16 protein-coding genes, 1 pseudogene and 1 other annotated feature are annotated in these 17618 nt (G+C 66.8%); of the genes and pseudogenes, 10 read left to right on the top strand and 7 right to left on the bottom strand.

The genetic code is table 11. The annotated features are described in order from the left end of the window. Window positions 1-116: 116 nt before the first annotated feature. The 4 genes and pseudogenes from DR046_RS21115 to DR046_RS21100 all read right to left on the bottom strand — a co-directional run. Window positions 117-845: pseudogene (locus DR046_RS21115) on the bottom strand (arsenic resistance protein); the annotation flags it as partial. Then, window positions 842-2107, bottom strand: coding sequence for an organoarsenical effux MFS transporter ArsJ (gene arsJ / locus DR046_RS21110; protein ID WP_280652866.1), 1266 nt, complete (start codon window positions 2105-2107; stop codon window positions 842-844). The gene arsJ and the pseudogene DR046_RS21115, both read right to left, overlap by 4 nt. After that, window positions 2104-3102: an ArsJ-associated glyceraldehyde-3-phosphate dehydrogenase gene (locus DR046_RS21105; protein WP_115384348.1), complete on the bottom strand. Its 999-nt coding sequence runs from the start codon at window positions 3100-3102 to the stop codon at window positions 2104-2106. The genes arsJ and DR046_RS21105 overlap by 4 nt, the downstream gene beginning before the upstream one ends. After that, on the bottom strand, window positions 3099-3944 hold the full coding sequence (locus DR046_RS21100; RefSeq protein ID WP_115384345.1) for an arsenate reductase/protein-tyrosine-phosphatase family protein: 846 nt from the start codon (window positions 3942-3944) through the stop codon (window positions 3099-3101). The genes DR046_RS21105 and DR046_RS21100 overlap by 4 nt, the downstream gene beginning before the upstream one ends. 441 nt (window positions 3945-4385) lie before the next feature. After that, window positions 4386-4442, top strand: a sequence feature (sul1 is cis-regulatory element that is thought to sense ions involved in sulfur or methionine metabolism; They are found in Alphaproteobacteria). A gap of 67 nt (window positions 4443-4509) precedes the next feature. Between DR046_RS21100 and DR046_RS21095 the strand changes: the two genes are divergently transcribed. The 6 genes from DR046_RS21095 (at window position 4510) to DR046_RS21070 (ending at window position 10423) form a co-directional block, all read left to right on the top strand. Continuing rightward, window positions 4510-6000, top strand: coding sequence for a SulP family inorganic anion transporter (locus DR046_RS21095; RefSeq protein ID WP_115384344.1), 1491 nt, complete (start codon window positions 4510-4512; stop codon window positions 5998-6000). Between the two features lie 14 nt (window positions 6001-6014). Continuing rightward, window positions 6015-6869 (top strand): universal stress protein, encoded by an 855-nt coding sequence (locus DR046_RS21090; protein ID WP_115384343.1) that lies wholly within the window; start codon window positions 6015-6017, stop codon window positions 6867-6869. 5 nt (window positions 6870-6874) lie between these two features. After that, on the top strand, window positions 6875-7222 hold the full coding sequence (locus tag DR046_RS21085; RefSeq protein ID WP_115384342.1) for a TraR/DksA family transcriptional regulator: 348 nt from the start codon (window positions 6875-6877) through the stop codon (window positions 7220-7222). A gap of 433 nt (window positions 7223-7655) precedes the next feature. Continuing rightward, window positions 7656-8042, top strand: coding sequence for a hypothetical protein (locus tag DR046_RS21080; protein ID WP_135227361.1), 387 nt, complete (start codon window positions 7656-7658; stop codon window positions 8040-8042). Window positions 8043-8752: 710 nt separating this feature from the next. Continuing rightward, window positions 8753-9808 carry a phospholipase D-like domain-containing protein gene (locus DR046_RS21075; protein WP_115384340.1) on the top strand — a complete coding sequence of 352 codons (1056 nt, stop codon included), beginning with the start codon at window positions 8753-8755 and terminating at the stop codon, window positions 9806-9808. A gap of 36 nt (window positions 9809-9844) precedes the next feature. Continuing rightward, complete coding sequence (locus DR046_RS21070) at window positions 9845-10423, top strand: DUF421 domain-containing protein (RefSeq protein ID WP_115384339.1); 579 nt, start codon at window positions 9845-9847, stop codon at window positions 10421-10423. Between the two features lie 140 nt (window positions 10424-10563). Here the strand turns inward: DR046_RS21070 and DR046_RS21065 are convergent, their stop codons facing one another. Beyond that, window positions 10564-11442: a manganese catalase gene (locus DR046_RS21065; RefSeq protein WP_115384338.1), complete on the bottom strand. Its 879-nt coding sequence runs from the start codon at window positions 11440-11442 to the stop codon at window positions 10564-10566. Window positions 11443-11679: 237 nt separating this feature from the next. On the opposite strand from DR046_RS21065, the gene DR046_RS21060 reads away from it, so the two are divergent. Together DR046_RS21060 and DR046_RS21055 are read left to right on the top strand one after the other, a co-directional pair. Continuing rightward, window positions 11680-12597: a DUF389 domain-containing protein gene (locus DR046_RS21060; protein WP_167767224.1), complete on the top strand. Its 918-nt coding sequence runs from the start codon at window positions 11680-11682 to the stop codon at window positions 12595-12597. A gap of 106 nt (window positions 12598-12703) precedes the next feature. Continuing rightward, a complete protein-coding gene (locus DR046_RS21055) occupies window positions 12704-13480 on the top strand; it encodes a formate/nitrite transporter family protein (RefSeq protein WP_115384336.1) in 777 nt (258 codons plus the stop codon). A gap of 95 nt (window positions 13481-13575) precedes the next feature. Here the strand turns inward: DR046_RS21055 and DR046_RS21050 are convergent, their stop codons facing one another. Beyond that, entirely contained in the window at window positions 13576-14628 is a 1053-nt protein-coding gene (locus DR046_RS21050) for a patatin-like phospholipase family protein (protein WP_115384335.1), read from the bottom strand. A gap of 63 nt (window positions 14629-14691) precedes the next feature. Next, a complete protein-coding gene (locus tag DR046_RS21045; protein WP_115384334.1) occupies window positions 14692-15207 on the bottom strand; it encodes a ferritin-like domain-containing protein in 516 nt (171 codons plus the stop codon). A gap of 211 nt (window positions 15208-15418) precedes the next feature. On the opposite strand from DR046_RS21045, the gene DR046_RS21040 reads away from it, so the two are divergent. Together DR046_RS21040 and DR046_RS21035 are read left to right on the top strand one after the other, a co-directional pair. Further along, a complete protein-coding gene (locus tag DR046_RS21040; protein WP_245191039.1) occupies window positions 15419-16852 on the top strand; it encodes an NAD(P)/FAD-dependent oxidoreductase in 1434 nt (477 codons plus the stop codon). Next, on the top strand, window positions 16849-17211 hold the full coding sequence (locus DR046_RS21035) for an SPW repeat domain-containing protein (protein ID WP_115384333.1): 363 nt from the start codon (window positions 16849-16851) through the stop codon (window positions 17209-17211). The genes DR046_RS21040 and DR046_RS21035 overlap by 4 nt, the downstream gene beginning before the upstream one ends. The last annotated feature ends 407 nt before the right edge of the window (window positions 17212-17618 follow it).

Here is a 17618-nt window from a genome sequence, read left to right as displayed (position 1 = left end):
CGCCCATGGCGGCCAGCCGCCCGCCGTGGTCTACTTCGACGGCATCCAAACCGATCAGCAGGTGCAGGCAGTAGCTTAAACTACCCCGGAAACTGTCCAACCGACGGGGAGTAGCTCACCTGCGGCCGGTCGAGGATGACCTGACCCTGGAGGCCGAAGAGGATCACGACCGTCGCGATCAGACCCAGGACGCCCCAGGGCTTCACCCGGTCGCGGAAGGTGGCGATGCGGTCCGCGCTGCCGAGGTGCGCCCGCGTCAGAAGACCGCCGAGCAGGGGCAGGGCGACGAAGAGGCCGACCGACAGGACCAGCGTGCCCCAAGGCTCGACGATATCGGTCACGCCCAGCAGGAACGCGACGATGGGCGCGAAGGCGAAGACCATCACGACGTCGTTCACCGAGACCTGGAGGAGGGTGTAGCTCTCGTCGCCGCGTGTCAGCTGCGACCAGACGAAGACCATCGCGGTGCAGGGCGCGGCGCCCAGCAGGATCAGCCCGGCGATGTATTGCTGCGCGTCCTCGGGCGCGATCAGGTCTGCGAAGACCACCTCGAAGAACAGCACGCCGAGCGCGGCCATGCTGAAGGGCTTGATCAGCCAGTTGACCGCGAGCGTGATGGCGAGGCCCTTGGGCTGGCGCGCGACGTCCCGGAGGCTGCGCGGGTCCACGCCGACCATCATCGGATAGACCATTGCCCAGATGAGGACGGCGACCACGAGGTTGACGCTTGCCACCTCCGCCGCCGCGATGGCCTCGATCAGGGCAGGGGCCGCGACGCCGATGGCGATGCCCGCCGCCATGGCGAGCCCGACCCAGAGGGTCAGGTAGCGCTCGAAGACGTTCATGCGCGGGTGACCTCGGGCTCCGTCGCGGTAAGCCGCCCGGCGGCGAGGGCCGAGAGCGCGACCATGCCCGTCGCGGTGCCGAGCATGAGGGGCAGGCCGCCCGCCTGGTAGCTCAGCCCGGAGAGCACCGTGCCCAGCAGCCGCCCGCCCGCGTTCGCCATGTAGTAGAAGCCCACATCCATCGTGACCCGCTCGGCTTTGGTGAAGGCGAGGATCAGGTAGGAATGGAGCGCCGAGTTCACCGCGAAGACCGCGCCGAAGACAAGGAGCCCTGCGACCAGCGTGACGGTGAGCCAGGGCTGCGGCCCGGCCGAGGCGAGCGCCGCCGCCGTCAGCGCCGCCGGGATCGCGGCGAGTGCCCAGGCCCAGAGCCGGGCCTTGCCGACGAGGTCGCGCTCGGGCGTGGTGGCCGCGCACAGGAGCTTCGGCGCCGTTGCCTGGACCGCGCCGTAGAGGATGATCCACAGCGCCATGAAGCCGCCGATCAGGAAGAAGGCGGCGCGGTTGCCCTCGGGCGTGCCGTCCGACAGCACGGCGTAGAAGTAGATCGGGATGCCGACGACGAACCAGACGTCCCGCGCTCCGAACAGGAAGACGCGCGCGGCCGACAGCCGGTTGACGTTGCCGGACCTGGAGAAGACCTCGGAGAACTTCGCTCCCTTGCGGCCCCGGGGCAGGCCCGGCGGCATGGCGACCAGCACCGCGACGAGGATCGCCGCCAGCACGGCGGCCATGGCCAGGACCGCCCAGACGAAGCCGACCGTCGCCAGCAGCGCGGCGCCGAGCAGGAAGCCCAGCCCCTTCACCGCGTTCTTCGACCCCGTCAGGATCGCGACCCAGCGGAACAGCCCGCCGTTTTCGGTGGGCGCGAGAATCTTCACCGCCGACTTGGAGGACATCTTGGCGAGGTCCTTCGCCACCCCGCTCGCCCCCTGCACGACCATGACGAAGGCGACCGAGAGGCCGATGGCCCAGCCGGGATCGAGCTGCGCCAGCGCGAGCAGCGCCACGACCTGAAGCCCGAGCCCCGCATAGAGCGTCGAGGTCAGCCCGAACCGCGCCGCAACCCAGCCGGCGCCGAGGTTCGTGACCATCCCGGCGACCTCGTAGAGCACGAAGAGGTAGGCGAGCTGCACCGGCGTGAAGCCGACCGTGTGGAAGTGCAGCAGGACCAGCATCCGGAGCGCGCCGTCCGTCAGCATAAAGGCCCAGTAGGACGCCGTCACGGCGATATAGGCGGTCAGGCCGTCTGGGCGGCTCAAAGCGACGCCCCGACCATTGCCGCCACATCGACGAGGCGGTGCGCATAGCCCATCTCGTTGTCATACCAGGCGTAGACCTTCACCTGCGTGCCGTTCACCACCATGGTCGAGGGCGCGTCGACGATGCCCGACCGCGTGTCGTTCACGTAGTCGGCCGAGACGAGCGGGCGGGTCTCGTAGCCGAGGATGCCCTTCAGCGGGCCCTCGGCGGCTGCCTTGAACAGCGCGTTGACCTCCTCGACCGTCGTCGGGCGCTCCACCTCGAAGACGCAATCGGTGAGCGAGGCATTGAGCAGCGGCACCCGGACAGCGTGGCCGTCCAGCCGCCCCTTCAGCTCGGGGTAGATCAGCGTGATCGCCGTGGCCGAGCCCGTCGTGGTCGGGATCAGCGAGTTGAGCGCCGAGCGCGCGCGGCGCAGGTCCCTGGCTGGCCGGTCGACGAGGGTCTGGGTGTTGGTGACGTCGTGGATCGTGGTGATCGAGCCGTGGCGGATACCCAGGCCCTCGTGGATGACCTTCACCACCGGCGCGAGGCAGTTCGTCGTGCAGCTCGCCGCGGTGACGATCCGGTGCGTGGCGGGGTCGTAGATGTCGTGGTTGACGCCGTAGACGATGTTCGCCGCGCCGCCGTCCTTCACGGGGGCCGAGACCACTACCTTCTTCACCCCCGCCTCGAAATAGGGCGCGAGCTTCTCCTCGGACTTGAAGACACCTGTGCAGTCGATCATCACGTCGACGCCTTCGAGCGGGAGGGCGGAAAGGTCCTTCGTGCCGATGAAGGGGAGCCGTGTGCCGTCGATGGTCACGCTGTCGGCGTCATGGTCGAAGACGGCATCCCAGCGCCCATGCACCGTGTCGAACTCCAGCAGATGGGCGTGCATGGCCGGATCGCCGACCGCATCGTTGATCCAGGCGACCTTCGCACCGCGTTCCAGCAGCGGCCTGAGCGCCAGCTTGCCGATCCGGCCTAGCCCGTTGAGCGCATAGACGGTCATGCGCACGCCCCGGCTTCGGTCCGGCCGATGTCGTCCACCGCCTTCTGGAGCGAGATGCGGTCCAGCGAGGCGACGGGCAGCGCCGTGAAGGCCGTGATCCGGTTCAGCAGGGCGCCGTAGGCCTGATGAAAGGCGAGGCCCTTCTGTGCCTCGGTTCCCTCGGCCTTCACCGGGTCCGGCATCCCCCAATGGGCGCTGACCGGCTGTCCCGGCCAGGCAGGACATTCCTCGTTGGCGGCCTGGTTGCAGACCGTGAACACGAAGTCGAACTTCGGCGCGCTCTCTCCGTGGAACTCGGCGATGTTCTTGGTGCGAAGAACCGAGATGTCATGGCCCTTCTGCTGCAGCACATTGAGCGCGATGGGGTTCAGCTCCGAATGCGAGCGGGTGCCGGCGGAATAGGCCTCGAAGCGGTCGCCCGCGTGCTTGCGCAGGATCGATTCGGCGAAGATCGAGCGGGCGGAATTGCCGGTGCAGATGAAGAGCACCTTGTATCTGCGGTCTGACATGGGCGGGCTCTCTGGGGCGGAGGGGAACGAGACGGGAGAGCAGAGCTCCGGCCTGCCGCGGCAGCAGTCGAGGAGCAGGTAGTCGAAGGTGCGCCGCACCTCCGTCATGGCGACCCGGTAGCGCAGCGACGTGCCGGCCCGCTCCTGTGAGACCAGCCCGACCTGGCTCAGGGCCGACAGATAGGCCGACAGCGTCGACGGCTTGAGGTCCAGCGCCTCCGCCAGCTCTCCGGCAGGAACGCGATCCGGATACCGGCGCATGAGGAGCCGGAAGACGGCCAGCCGCTGCGGATGACCGAGGATGGACAGGCGGGCGGGAATGAGTTCTACCATATTTCGTGAATATCAGAAGTTGAGATCCGGGCAATGGCGGTGCGGCGTTGTCACCGAAAATTCATGGTCATGTCCGCGCCTGCGCTCGCATCGCTGATCGTCGCTCGACCTTGCGACGATCAGCGGGTTTTCCGGCAGTCAGACCAGAGCCCCGGTCGCCGGCGCGGGGCGTCCCAGCCATCCGCGATGTCGCGCCGGCATGCCCGACGCTGTCGAGGTCGGGAGCGCCCGGAGCGCATCCGGTCGGTCAAATGACCGCGAGAATGCAGCGACGCGCCGAGCTACAGCGTCTGAAGCGAACCCGCGCTTCGGGCGTCGCCTTAAGGCTGCATTCTTCAGCAACTCATGCTGGCTGGGACCGGCAAAGACGTCGAACGGGCCCTCGGAACGGCCATGCTTGTTGCCATTTTCGCCTCCACCCCTTACGCGGCACCGCAGCAACCTGGACCCGGAAGCGAATCCGGGTGGCTCTTCCGGCCGCCGATCCGCCGGACAACGAAGACAAACGGTGCATCTGCACGCCGATCCCGCGCAGGCCGCAGGACCGGTATCGGACAACATTATCATGATCTCACTCGACGCTTATCGCGCCCAGTGGCTTGGCAACATTCGCGGCGACCTTCTCGCCGGGCTCGTCGTCGCGCTGGCGCTCATCCCGGAGGCCATCGCCTTCTCCATCATCGCCGGTGTGGACCCCAAGGTCGGTCTCTATGCGAGCTTCTCCATCGCGGTCATCACCGCCATCACGGGCGGGCGGCCCGGTATGATCTCGGCGGCGACCGCCGCGACGGCCGTCCTGATGGTGACGCTGGTGCGCGATCACGGGCTGCAATACCTTCTCGCCGCGACGGTGCTGGCCGGGCTGATCCAGATCGGGGCGGGGCTGCTGCGGCTCGGCTTCGTGATGCGCTACGTATCGAAGTCGGTGATGACCGGCTTCGTCAACGCGCTCGCCATCCTGATCTTCATGGCGCAGCTGCCGGAACTTGACCCGCGCGCGGTGACCTGGGTCACCTACGCGCTGGTGGCCGCGGGGCTCGCCATCATCTACCTCTTTCCGCTGCTGACCACGGCGATCCCGTCGCCCCTCGTGACCATCGTCGTGCTCACGGGTCTCGCCTTCGCGCTCGGACTCGACGTGCGGACGGTGGGCGACATGGGCGCGCTGCCCGACACCTTGCCGGTCTTCCTGATCCCGCAGATCCCGCTCAACCTCGAGACACTGGCAATCATCCTGCCCTATTCGGTGGCGGTGGCCGTGGTCGGCCTGCTCGAAAGCCTGATGACGCAGAACATCGTCGACGATCTGACCGACACCAAGTCGAACCGGAACCAGGAATGCGTGGGGCAGGGACTTGCCAATACCGCCACCGGCTTCATCGGGGGCATGGCGGGCTGCGCCATGATCGGCCAGTCGATCATCAACGTGAAGTCGGGCGGGCGCGGACGGCTATCCTGCTTCGTGGCGGGCGTGTTCCTGCTGATCCTCGTCGTCGGCCTCGGCGACCTCGTCAGCATCATCCCGATGCCGGCCCTCGTCGCGATCATGATCATGGTCTCGATCGGCACCTTCTCCTGGTCGTCGATCAGGAACCTCGCCGTCCATCCCCGCTCCTCCTCGGTGGTGATGGTCGCGACGGTCGTGACCGTGGTCTACACCCACAACCTCGCCATCGGCGTGCTGGTCGGCGTGCTGCTGTCGGGCATCTTCTTCGCTGGCAAGATCGCGCAGCTCTTCCGCGTCACCTCGGAGATCAGCCCGGACGGGCGCGTTCGGACCTACCGGGTCGAGGGGCAGCTGTTCTACGGCTCCGTCGAGGACTTCATGGACGCGTTCGACTTCAGGGATGCGCCGGAGCGCGTCGTCATCGACGTGAGCGCGGCGCATATCTGGGACATCAGTTCGGTCCAGGCGCTCGACATGGCGATCCTGAAGTTCCGCCGCGACGGCGCCGAGGTCGAGGTCGTGGGCATGAACGCAGCGACCGAGACCCTGGTCGACCGGCTTGCCGTGCACGACAAGCCCGGCGCCATGGACAAGCTGATGGCGCATTGAGGGAGGAGAACATCATGACGGACAAGATCATCGCTCTCGTGGACGGCTCCATCTATTCCGAAAGCGTCTGCCATCACGCCGCCTGGATCGCACAGCGGACGCAGGCGCCGGTCGAGCTGATCCACGTGCTCGGACGGCGCGAGGCCCCGCAGAAGTCTGACCTCTCCGGCGCCATCCGGCTGGGCGCGCGGTCGAGGCTCATGGAAGAACTGGCCGAGCTTGACGCGCAGCGCGCGAAGCTCGTCAGCTACCGCGGCCGCGCCATCCTCGAGGATGCCCGCGCCATCGTCGACCGGGACGGCGTGACCGAGATCACCACCCGCCTGCGCCATGGCGACGTCGTCGAGGCCATCGCCGAGATCGAGCGAGAGGCCCGCGTCATCGTCATCGGCAAGCGCGGCGAGGCGGCGGATTTCGCCAAGGGGCATCTCGGCTCGAACCTTGAGCGCATCGTGCGCGCGGCGCATCGGCCCGTCTTCGTCGCCGCGCGCGCCTTCAAGCCGATCGAGACCGTTCTCGTCGCCTATGACGGCGGCCGGTCTGCGATGAAGGCGGTCGACCACATCTCGCGCAGCTCCTTCTTCGCGGAGCTGCCCGTCACCGTCGTGACCGTCGGCAACGAGACGCCGGAGGTCACGAAGGGCCTCGCGGACGCCAAGGCCGTCCTCGCGGCGGCGGGGATCGAGGCACGGACGCGCGTCGTTCCCGGGCAGCCGGACGCGGAGCTGGGCAGGCTGGTCGAGCAGGAGGGCTTTGGCATGCTGGTGATGGGCGCCTACGGCCACAGCCGAATCCGCAGCCTCGTGATCGGCTCGACCACGACCGAGATGATGCGCTCCTGCAAGGTTCCCGTCATGCTGTTGCGGTAAGCGCCATGACCGACCCCACCCCCGAGGAGCTGAGGGCGGCGTTCCTGCCGCGGCTCAACGAGGAACTCGATGCACTGCGCTCCGCCTCCGCGAAGACGACGGCGGAGCGCAGGCCCGTCGAGCTGGACCAGCAGAGCGTCGGCCGTCTCAGCCGGATGGATGCCATGCAGCAGCAGGCCATGGCATCCGCGCAGGACGCACGACGACTTGGACGGGTCAGGGCCCTCGAGGCGGCCATCCGCCGGATTGACGCGGAGGAATTCGGCTGGTGCGACGACTGCGGCGCGTTCATCGGCATGGGCCGGCTGGACCTGGAACCGACCGTGATGCGGTGCCGGGACTGCGCAGGCTGACGCCTTTGAAACGGGCTTTTGCACGGACGGACTGGTGGAGTCAGTCGATCGCCGCGACGAGACCGTCTCGGCCGGTGCGTCCGGCGTGCTGGCAAACGGCGCCGTGTTCCGGACGCCTGCACCTGGCCCGCATCCGTCGACGGACGCTCCGCAGCTCCGCGTCGGCCGATCTCGTCGGCAAAAGGGACAGCTCGTCGCGGGGCCGCCCCGAGGGGCCTTCCGCTCTCGCGGCTGTGGCATGCGGAACGACCGCACGGTTTCCCGGACTGCCACACATAGATCGCACCCAGAGCGGCGAAAACACGGCAGTCGACTTGATGTCGCCATCGCTCCCGATAACTTACGGACAATGACAGCCATGACCAGCATGCCCTTCACCTTTTCCGCCCTCCCTTCCGCCGTTAAAGGTTCACTCGACAGATGGCGCGCAGCCATGCCGCGCCATCCATTGCGGGGGGCCGTCACCGCGGCCTGGGTCGTGCTTGCCGCCTCGGCGGTCGTCTACGCAGACGAGCACCTGCAGGACTGGGTCCCCGAGGTCCTCGCGATCCCGGACGACGCGGAGGTCCTGACCGACCGCGCGATCGGTTCGACCATCCGGATGTTCTCGATCGCGACGGGCGCGGAGGTCGATGCGCTGTTCGTGGAGTGGGAGGAGAGCCTGAACGCCAACGGCTATTCCGTCCTTCAGGGCGCAGACGACCTTCTGGACCGCTCCATCGAGTTCTCGGGCCCCGGCATCGCCAACGCGAAGATCATAGTTGCTCTCACCACGGACGACGATCGTCGCATCATCGAGTTCGACGCGACCTTGGAGTGATCTTAAGGAACTCGGTTTCTCGCTCGTGGCCTGCTGCCGGTTCGGCGGACGGCGGGTCAGGTTCGCATAGCTTGGGCCCCGGATGCCACGGAGCTCGGATCGTCTAACTTCGAGTTTCGACGCTTCGGGTCGTAGAGTGGGCGCTATCCCGGCCCTTGGCGTGGCGGGCCGGCGCCGAGCCGCGTAGGGCATCGGTCGTTTGCATTCCGGCAGCTGTCGAGACCGCACGCTTGGCAATCTTCGCACCGGAGGTCCAAGGGCAGAAGTCGTCCATGTCGGCGGTTGGATGGCCGCAGGTGACGGCTTCGAGGGTCTCGGTCAGGCAGGCGAATGGCCCGACGCCGTTCACCCGGAAAGTGCCGATGACGGAGTCGCCGCGGCCCCGGGTCCGGCGGCCCTCGTCATGACCGGCAAAGAGCGCGTTCTTCCGGCCGAGGGTCAGGGGATGGATTGGACCGCTTAGCTCGACACTGAGAAGATCGATCCCATTCGCAGCGTGACCACGACAGTAGCTTGATCATGACCTCAGGCTATCCGGAAAATTGCACCAGCTTGACGGACACGACCGGCAAGTGCCGGAGCCCGCGGCCCCGGCGCGCTCATTCCATTCGCGATCTGGTCTCCGAGCCAAAACAACTTCTGACCTCAACCTCATTTCCAAGTCTGGCTCGAGCTCCGAAACATTCGCACCCGTGGCGTGTTCGTGTTCCATGTCGATGACCGCACAACGCGAAGCCGAAACCAATCCGTCGCGCTGGCGATGTCCGGAGCCCCGGTGGGAGCTTTTCCATCATAACAAGTCCGTCTGGGAGGCGGTGCTGGAGCGGTGTGACGCCGCCCGGCACAGCATCGATCTGGAGCAGTACATTCTCGGGACGGAGGGCATCGGGCGACGGCTGCTGGACCTGCTCGCTTCCAAGGCCCGGCAGGGCGTGGCGGTCCGCGTCCTTGCCGACGGGCTCGGGAGCCATGGCCTGCTCAGGAGCGAGGGAGCGCGAACGCTCCTCCGCTGCGGCGGACGCGTGGCGATGTATAACGGTTTGTCCGATCTCTTGCGTCGCCCGATCCGGCGGGCGCACCGCCTGCACCGAAAGACGCTCATCCTTGATGGCTCGAGCGTCATGGTGGGCGGCTCCTGCTACGAGGACCGGATGTCGGACTGGCGCGACACGATGCTGCATGTCGACGGGCCGCTCCCGCCGGCGGTCCTTTCGGAGTTCGAACGCGCCTGGCGGAGCGCCCATCGTCGATCGGCAGCGGTCGATCCGGCATCGCGCGCGCAGGGAACCGCGGAAGAAGGCTGGTTCTATTCGGTCAGCGGCCCTCTCGTGCAGGCGCGTCACGGCCTCGGAGAGGTTCTCGCCGGCAAGATCGCGCGGGCCGGACGCTCGGTGGCGCTCACGACTCCCTACCTCGTTCCTAACCGGCGCCTCTGGCGGGCGCTCGTGGCAGCGGTCGAGCGTGGCGCGAAGGTACGGCTTCTCATGCCGGCGCGGAGCGATCATCCCGCGCTGGACGTGATAGGGCGCGGGTTCGTTCGGTCCCTGCTGCGCCGAGGCGTCGACGTGCGGGGATACACGCCCGGGATGCTCCATGCGAAGGTTGCGCTGGTGGACGGGGGATGGTCCTCGGTCAGCAGTTTCAATCTCGACCTGCTCAGTGCTAACCTCAATCTGGAAAGCGGCGTTTTCAGCACGTCGCAGTCGCTATATGGCGCCCTCGCCGAGCAGATGGACGCTGATCTCGCCCGCTCGGAGCGCTTCTGAGCAGGCGACCCAAACCTCTGCAGAGGGAGAACAAGTATGGAAGCCGGCCAATCGATCCAGCCGTTCGACTGGCAGCGTATGCTCCTCGGCGATCAGCTCGGGTTTCTTTTCCTTCTGGAGATCGTCTTTCGGACCGTCGTCATGTACGGCTACGCGCTGGTGTTCGCCCGGATGATCGGGAAACGCGGCGTCGGCCAGGTCAGCCCTTTCGAGTTCATACTGATCATCATCATCAGCTCCGCAGCCGGTGATCCCATGTTCTATGGCGACGTGCCCCTGCTGCACGGCATGCTGGTGCTTACGGTCGTCATGAGCCTGCACTGGCTGGTCAGCAGCTTGACCGACCGGAGCGAGCGGGCGGAGGACGTTATGGAAGGGGAGCCGGTTCTGGTCGTCCAGGATGGACAGATCGAGGAACGGGCCCTGGGCTCCGGCACCCTGTCGCGGCGCGAGTTGCTCATGCAGCTTCGCCAGCAGGGGGTTCGCGATGTGGGAGAGGTCGAACAGGCCTATTTCGAACCAGACGGAAAGATCAGCGTGTTGCAGGCTCCGCAGGACAAGCAGAGGAAGGTGGAATCCACCTTGCCGAGAGAATCTGCGCCGCGGGGAACGTGAGTCCGGAGGCCATTCGGTGCGATTTTCTCGGGGAGGCCTGTCGGGAGCACCGAGGGTAGTCGCAACGCTCTTCATCCTGGTTGCTGTCTCATGGCGACGCCGTTTCCGGCGTCGCCTGTCGAGGTTCGGGGTCGGTTGGGTCAGGTCGCCTTTGGCGGCATCGGCTTCTTGGGCGTGCCGTGCAGACGCGGATCGACCTCCGGCAGCTCCACGACCGTCTCGCCAAGGGGCTGCGGCGCGGCAAGGTACTCGAACTGTCCCTTCCCGTCGGGAGCGGGGCCCCTGGCCCAGCGGCCCTGCTCGCTCTCGGTGCCTTCGGAGCAGTTCCAGTACTGATACGCCACCTCCGACAGCTCCCGGTCCTGCGGGAACGTCTTCGGCGCGGGCGTGGCGTCGAGCCCCTCCTCCTCGAGTTCGGCGATGGCCGCAAGCCACTGGTTCTGGTGCATCGTGTCCCGGGCGATGAGGAACGACAGCATGTCGCGCACGCCGGGATCGTCCGTCATCTCGTAGAGCCGGCACACCTGAAGCCGGCCCTGGCTTTCGGCGGTGACGTTGAAGCGGAAGTCCGAGAGCAGGTTGCCGGACGCCACGGTATAGCGGGCGTTCCAAGGGTAACCGACGCTGTCGGTCGGCGTCGCGCCGCCGCCGGAGACGATCGCGTGCTGCGGATTCATGCCCGCGACGAGCACGTCCTCGAGCCGTGATCCGCCCATCACGGCGCCGATCGCCGAGTTCTTGGCCGCGTCCTCGCGCGCCTCGACGGGCGAGCTTTCGAGCAGCCGCGCGATCATCGTCGCCAGCATCTCGACATGCGCAATTTCCTCGGTGCCGATATCGAGGATCATGTCGCGGTACTTCGGCGCGGCGCGGCAATTCCAGCCCTGGAAGAGATAGGTCATCATGACGCTGATCTCGCCCCATTGGCCGCCAAGCACCTCCTGCAGCTTCTGGGCATAGACCGGGTCCGGGCGCTCCGGCTTGGCGTTGTACTGGAACTTGTCGGTTCGAAAGAACATGACGGAAGTCTCCTGCTGGGTAAGATGGACGCAGTTCAGGAACCGCGAGTGGCGGCCGATGTTCCCGAATCCGAATCCGTGATTCCCCGAAACCGACGCCGCTGGCCGATCCGTGCGAGGCGAGAGCCGACGGCAAACCAGAAGCGCGCCTGCCTGCGTTCAGGAACATGCCGCGTCGCGACCGCGTTGATGACGCGGCTGGAACGGCAAATAGTTCCGGGACAGGACGGAGGGCCCATGCCCCGCGCAGTGCACATCACGGTCTCGTCCGACCGGCGAGAGACGCTTCTGGCGCGGTTGCAGGAGGTAGACGGCATCGTCGCCATAGTGGTTCACCCGCGGGCATCCCATCAGCCGGCCGGCGACCTGGTGACGGTCCGCGGCACGAATGGCGCGGCGATCTCCGTCGTGAAGATCGTTTCCGATCTCGGTTTACCGGAGGAGGGTGTCGTCGCAATCGACGAACCCGTCGGCCTCGTTTCAGGCTCCCGAAGGCGGAAGATCGACGGAGACACCAGCGAAGCGAGCTGGGAAGAGATGGATACCCTGCTGCGGCGGGACGCGAATCCTTCGCACAACTTCCTGGCCCTGATGTTCCTTGCGGGGGTCGTGGCCGGCGCCGGGCTTTTCGTGGACACGCTGCACATCGTGGTGGGGGCGATGCTGATCGCTCCGGGCTTCGAGCCGCTTGTCCGCGTCTGCGTCGGTGTCGCGGGCGGTCTTCCCGACACGGCGAAGCGGGGCGCCATCGGCGTTGTTCTCGGATATCTCGCAGTCGCCATCGGCGGAGGCGTCGGTGCGGTCGCGGCGGCATGGGCGGATCCGACATCCGGTCTGGCCGACATGCTCGATGGGACCTGGGTCCGATACTGGACGAGCTTCAACTGGACCTCGGTCGTCGTGGCGGTCGCCGCGGGGCTGGCGGGCGGGATCGTGGTGAACTCTCACCAGACGGTGTTCGCGACGGGGGTGATGATCGCCCTCGCGCTCGTGCCCGGCATGGCGATTGTCGGGGCGGGCATCGCGGCGGGCGAGCTCCCGGTTGCCCTCCGCGGTCTCGGCCGGTGGGGCGTGGACGCTGCCTGCGTTCTGGCGGCGTGCCTCCTCGTGTTCGGGATCAAGAGGGCGATCCTGCGCCGAGGCGCCCACCCATGACTGTTTTCCAAGACAGATGGACCCCGCCGAGTTTGAGCTGTCGCCGCTGCAAGCCGGTGAGGCGCGAGGACAGGCAAGAAAACCGACGAGACCAAAGGAGACGATCATGTCTGACCCGCTGAAGCCCGGTGAGATTTTCGAGCGATCCGCCGAAGAAGGTGAACGAAGGCTCGATCAAGGCACGCTGGAGCTGCTTTCGACGGGCTTCATCGCCGGATTCACCATCGTCTTCGGCATCATTGCCCTGGGCCTCGTCGAGGCGCTGGCGAAGCCGTCTCTCGGTGAGCTGTCGAAGCTGCTCGGTGCGCTCGCCTTCGGCATCGGGTTGCCGTTCCTGATCCTCGGGCGCGCCGAACTGTTCAGCGAGAATTTCTTCGATCCGATAGCAGCCGCCTTCAAGTCGAAGGTCGGCGGAATGACGAAGAAGATTATCCGTCTCTGGACGCTCACACTGATACTGAACATCGTGGGCGGAGCCGTTCTCGTCCTGGTCGTTTCCGTCGAAGGCGCGCTCCCGGAGGGGGCCCATGAAGCGCTGAGCGGCGTCGCCAGCGAGATTGCCGACCGGAGTTCTCTCGCGACGCTCATGCGATCCATTATCGGCGGCGCGCTGGTGGCCCTTCTGTCCTTCCTGGTCATCGCAAGCCAGGACTCGGCCGGCCGGATAATGCTGTCCTATGTCGTTGGCGTCCTGCTTGCCTTGGGACCGTTCGAGCATGTCGTCGTCAGCTTGCTGCACCTGGCCTTCGGGTTCGTGGACACTGCGAACGTCTCGATCGCCGACATCGCGCGAGTGACGGGGATCTCGCTCGTCGGCAACCTCCTCGGCGGCGTTGCTCTGGTGACGATGTCGCATGCTGCGCAGGCATGGGGCGCGGACTAGGCGGAGCCGGGCCGCCTCCGGTCGCTGGATCCTGACGGGGCACGAAACCGCGCGCGGGGCTTTCCTGTCGAGGCGAGGCGCGCGCCGGAGCCGCTCTACCCCCGGCAGACGACCTCGTCTTCTCGGTCGTGGTGAGGTTGTGGGTCCGGCCCGAGGTAAACGAATCCGTCATCCGCCGTTTCCCGGGCGATCCTGTGCAGCATGGACTCCATGTCGGCGGCGCCCTGCGCTGCCCGCTCGCAAAGCGACCGCTCGGAAAAGTCGAGGCCCTTCAGCGAGCGCTGGCTTCCCGGTGCCCGGTAGGCGAGATGCGCGAGAATCGAGGCCGGTCGCTCCGGATCGAGCCGTTGCAGAAGGTCCATTTCCCGGCGCAGAGCCGCAACGGAGCGCCGCGCCTGCATCGCGAAGCCCAAGTCCTGAACGCGCGCGACGGTCTCGTCGAGTGTCTCCGGCCGGCCGTGACTAGCGGAAAAGAGGTCCACGGCGATGCTGAGCTGCCCCGCGGTCGGCCGATCGCGAAACACCCGGTCAATCGGAAGATTGTTGACGACGCCGGCGTCACAGAGAAGACGGCCGTCGATCTCCACGGGCGGGAACAACGGCGCCAGCGCCGTGCATGCCAGAAGGTGCCGGGGCGTGATCCGCGTTTCGCGGCTGTCGAACCAGACTTCCTCTCCCGTCTCGATGTCGATCGAGATGAATGAGACGCGAGGGCCGCCGCCATTCAATTGGTCGAAGTCGATCAACTCGTTCAGCGTGGCGGCCAGCGGTGCATGGTCCCTGATGGCGCGGTCGGGCAGCATCCCCGGGAACAGCGAGTAGAGGCCGGGATACCTCGGGCCGTAGAGCCCCGGCCTGCCATTCATGAACGCGGCCAGCGCGTGGCTGTTGTTGTAATAGGCACGGAGGCGCTCCGGAACCGGCCACCAGGCGGCGAGGTCCGGCTGACGCGCGCTGTCCCAGAAACGCTGCAGCCGGTCGAGCCGGCGCGCCGGCGGGTTCCCGGCCAGGATGGCCGCGGTCACGGCTCCGATGGACGCGCCGATCAGCCAGCCGGGCTCCCACCCAGCCCCGAGCAGGGCCTCGCAGGCACCGAGATGATAGGCTCCGAGGGCATTGCCTCCGCCCAGCACAAGCGAAAGCTCCATCCCCTCAGGCTGAACCGGCGCTGGTCCGGTCGGGCGCGGGGCCGGCGTCATGGCCAAGGGCGGCTAAACCTTCGCACTTTCGCCCGTTCCCCTCAGGAAAATGAACGTCTCGGTCACCGAACGGATGTGATCCGCCACCCAGTCCGCCATCCGCCGTTCCTCATCGAGGCTCTGTTCCAGCAGGGGTATCGCCGTGCTTTCGCCTGACGCGCGGGCGGCGGTGATGAGGGAGATGTAGGCGCCGACCTCGTAGTTCTCGAAGGCGAGGTTGGCGAAGGAGTTCTTGATCACCTCGTCCCCCGCGGCGACGTGGCCGAGCGCCGCCATCGAGCCGAAGGCGGAGAGCAGCGAGTCCTTCATCGGCGAACTGCTCTCACCCAGCGTGTCGAGGATCTCGTCGAGGCGCGAGATCTGCGTCTCCGTCTCTGCGATATGCGCCTGAAGGCGCTGGGAGAGCTCGGGATAACGCGTCAGCCGGTTCACCTGCGGCTGCATGATCGAGAGCGCCTGCTTCTCCATCGCATGCGCGTTCTGCAGTCCGACAAGGAAAACGCGCCGGGCATGGTCATTGTCAGTCATCTGCCGTCTCCAACTGATCTCGCTGTCCCTGATGGAACCGGCCCCGGACAGAATGGTTCCTCTTGGGACCGGACAGTTCCGGGCGATCTGAGCGCGCCGCATCCAGCCGAAGCATCTGCGTCCTTCGGGAAGTGCTGGAACAGCCACGCTTTCCGCCGGTTGAGGTCGCACAGGTGGATGCGCCAGCCACCGAAAATGGAAGGGATTCAAATTGGATCCGAAGACGATCGAGACCATTGCCGACGACCCGGCCCCCCTTCCAAGCTCGGAGGTCGTCGTCATCGGCGCCGGGTTCGGCGGGCTCGAAGTCGCCAAGGCGCTCGGCCGGGCCGGTATCGACACGATGGTGATCGACCGGCACAACCACCACCTCTTCCAGCCGCTGCTCTACCAGGTGGCGACGGCCGCGCTCTCGGCCACGGACGTGGCGGAACCGATCCGCAAGGTCCTGCGCCGTCAGAAGTCGGTCCAGGTGCTCTTCGGCGAGGTCACCGGGATCGACACGGAGGCGCGGGAGATCCGGATGAGCTGCGGGCACCGCGTCCGATACCGTTACCTCGTCCTGGCCAGCGGCGCGGGTCACGGCTATTTCGGGCACGACGAATGGGCGCAGTGGGCGCCGGGCCTCAAGACCATCGAGGACGCGCGCCACATCAGGTCGCAGCTTCTGCTGACCTTCGAGCGGGCGGAGCGGACGACCGACCCCGCCGAGCGCGAACGGCTGCTCAGCGTCGCGATCATCGGGGGCGGCCCGACGGGCGTCGAACTTGCGGGCGCCATCGCGGAACTCAGCCGCTACACCCTTGCCCGCGATTTCCGCAGCATCGACCCGCAGGCCACGCGGATCACGCTGGTCGAAGCCGGGCCTCGCCTGCTGTCTGCCTTCTCGGAAGAAAGCTCCGACTACGCGAGGGTCCGGCTCGAACGGCTGGGCGTCCGGGTGCGGACAGGCAACGCGGTCGAGCATGTCGGCCCCACCTCCATCAACGTCGCCGGACAGGATCTTCCGGTGGGTCTGGTCATCTGGGCGGCCGGGGTCACGGCCTCGCCGCTTGCAGGACAGCTGGGCGAGACGGACCGGGCCGGCCGCATCGCCGTGGACCGAACCCTCGCGGTGCCGGGGCAGGAGAACGTCTTCGCCCTCGGCGACCTGGCCGTGTTCTCCGGCGAAGACGGAAAACCCCTGCCAGGCCTGGCGCAGGTGGCCAAGCAGCAGGGCGTCCATCTCGGCCGGTCCCTTGCCGCGCATATCGCCTCGGGAGAGCCGCTGCGACCTTTCCGGTATGACAGCCGGGGGAACACGGCGATCGTCGGACGTCATGCGGCGGTCTTCGAGCAGGGCCGCCTAAAGGTGAAGGGCTGGTTCGCCTGGTTCGCGTGGGCGGTGATCCACGTCTACCTGCTGGTCGGATTCCAGCATCGCTTCCTGGTCTCGATGCAGTGGCTCTGGCGGTATCTGACCTACGACCGCGGCGCGCGGTTGATCGCGGGCGACTTCGTCGAGGTGCCGGATCCCGCGACGGCGCCTCTGCCGCCGGACCGGCTGCGGCACCGCCCGCCCGCACAGGACGACCTCCCTCGACCCAGAGGCTCCGCCCAGACGACGGCGCGCCTCGCTACAACTCGCAAAGGAGAACAGACATGATCGATACCCGAACCCATGGAGTGATCGACTACGGCACCGGACTGTTGCTGATCGTCGCGCCCTATCTTTTCGGCTTCGCGACAGGCGGAGTCGAGCAATGGCTGCCGCAGGTGATCGGCGTCGCGATCATCCTGATGAGCCTGCTCACGCGGTACGAACTCAGCATCTCCAAGATGATCCCGCTCAAGGTGCACCTCGGCATCGACATCGCCGCCGGCATCCTGCTCGCCGTGTCGCCCTGGCTGTTCGGCTTCGCCGACATAATCTGGTGGCCGCACCTGCTGGTGGGACTGATGGAAATCGTGGTTGCCGCCATGACCCGGCGCGAGCCCGAACCCGAGGCCCGGCACCGGTCGTGAACCACTGCGTCGAGTAGAGATACGCGATCGGATCAGAGCGATCGAAGCTGCGCCGTAGACGGCGTTAGGCTTGGCTGCATCAAGTTCGACAATGGCGGCGGATCGACCTTCTGAATTCTGCCGTCGCGGGGGCGCCGACTGTCCTGGGCGCCCCCGAATGAGACTAACCTGCTGTCGTAGGGGGCTTCGGCTTCGGTAAGTCTGCACTTGGGACCGAGCGAGGATAGCCGAAAACCGCGCGGTCGCAGTCGGCGGTTCTTCAGGATCGATCGCGGTTCTGTCGCATGAGATGTCCCGACTGGCCGGCACGCTGCCCTCTCAGGTCTTCGTCGTAGTCGACGCCCGAAGCGCACATCCACGATGCCCGAAGGCGAGCAATGCAGGCGGACGGCGCCGCGAAGGGTCGC

It is taken from the genome of Jannaschia formosa (genome assembly GCF_003340555.1).
In the GTDB taxonomy this organism is placed as follows: domain Bacteria; phylum Pseudomonadota; class Alphaproteobacteria; order Rhodobacterales; family Rhodobacteraceae; genus Jannaschia; species Jannaschia formosa.
Note: the sequence above shows the minus strand (reverse complement) of the source record. Positions and strands in the feature narration are given on the sequence as shown.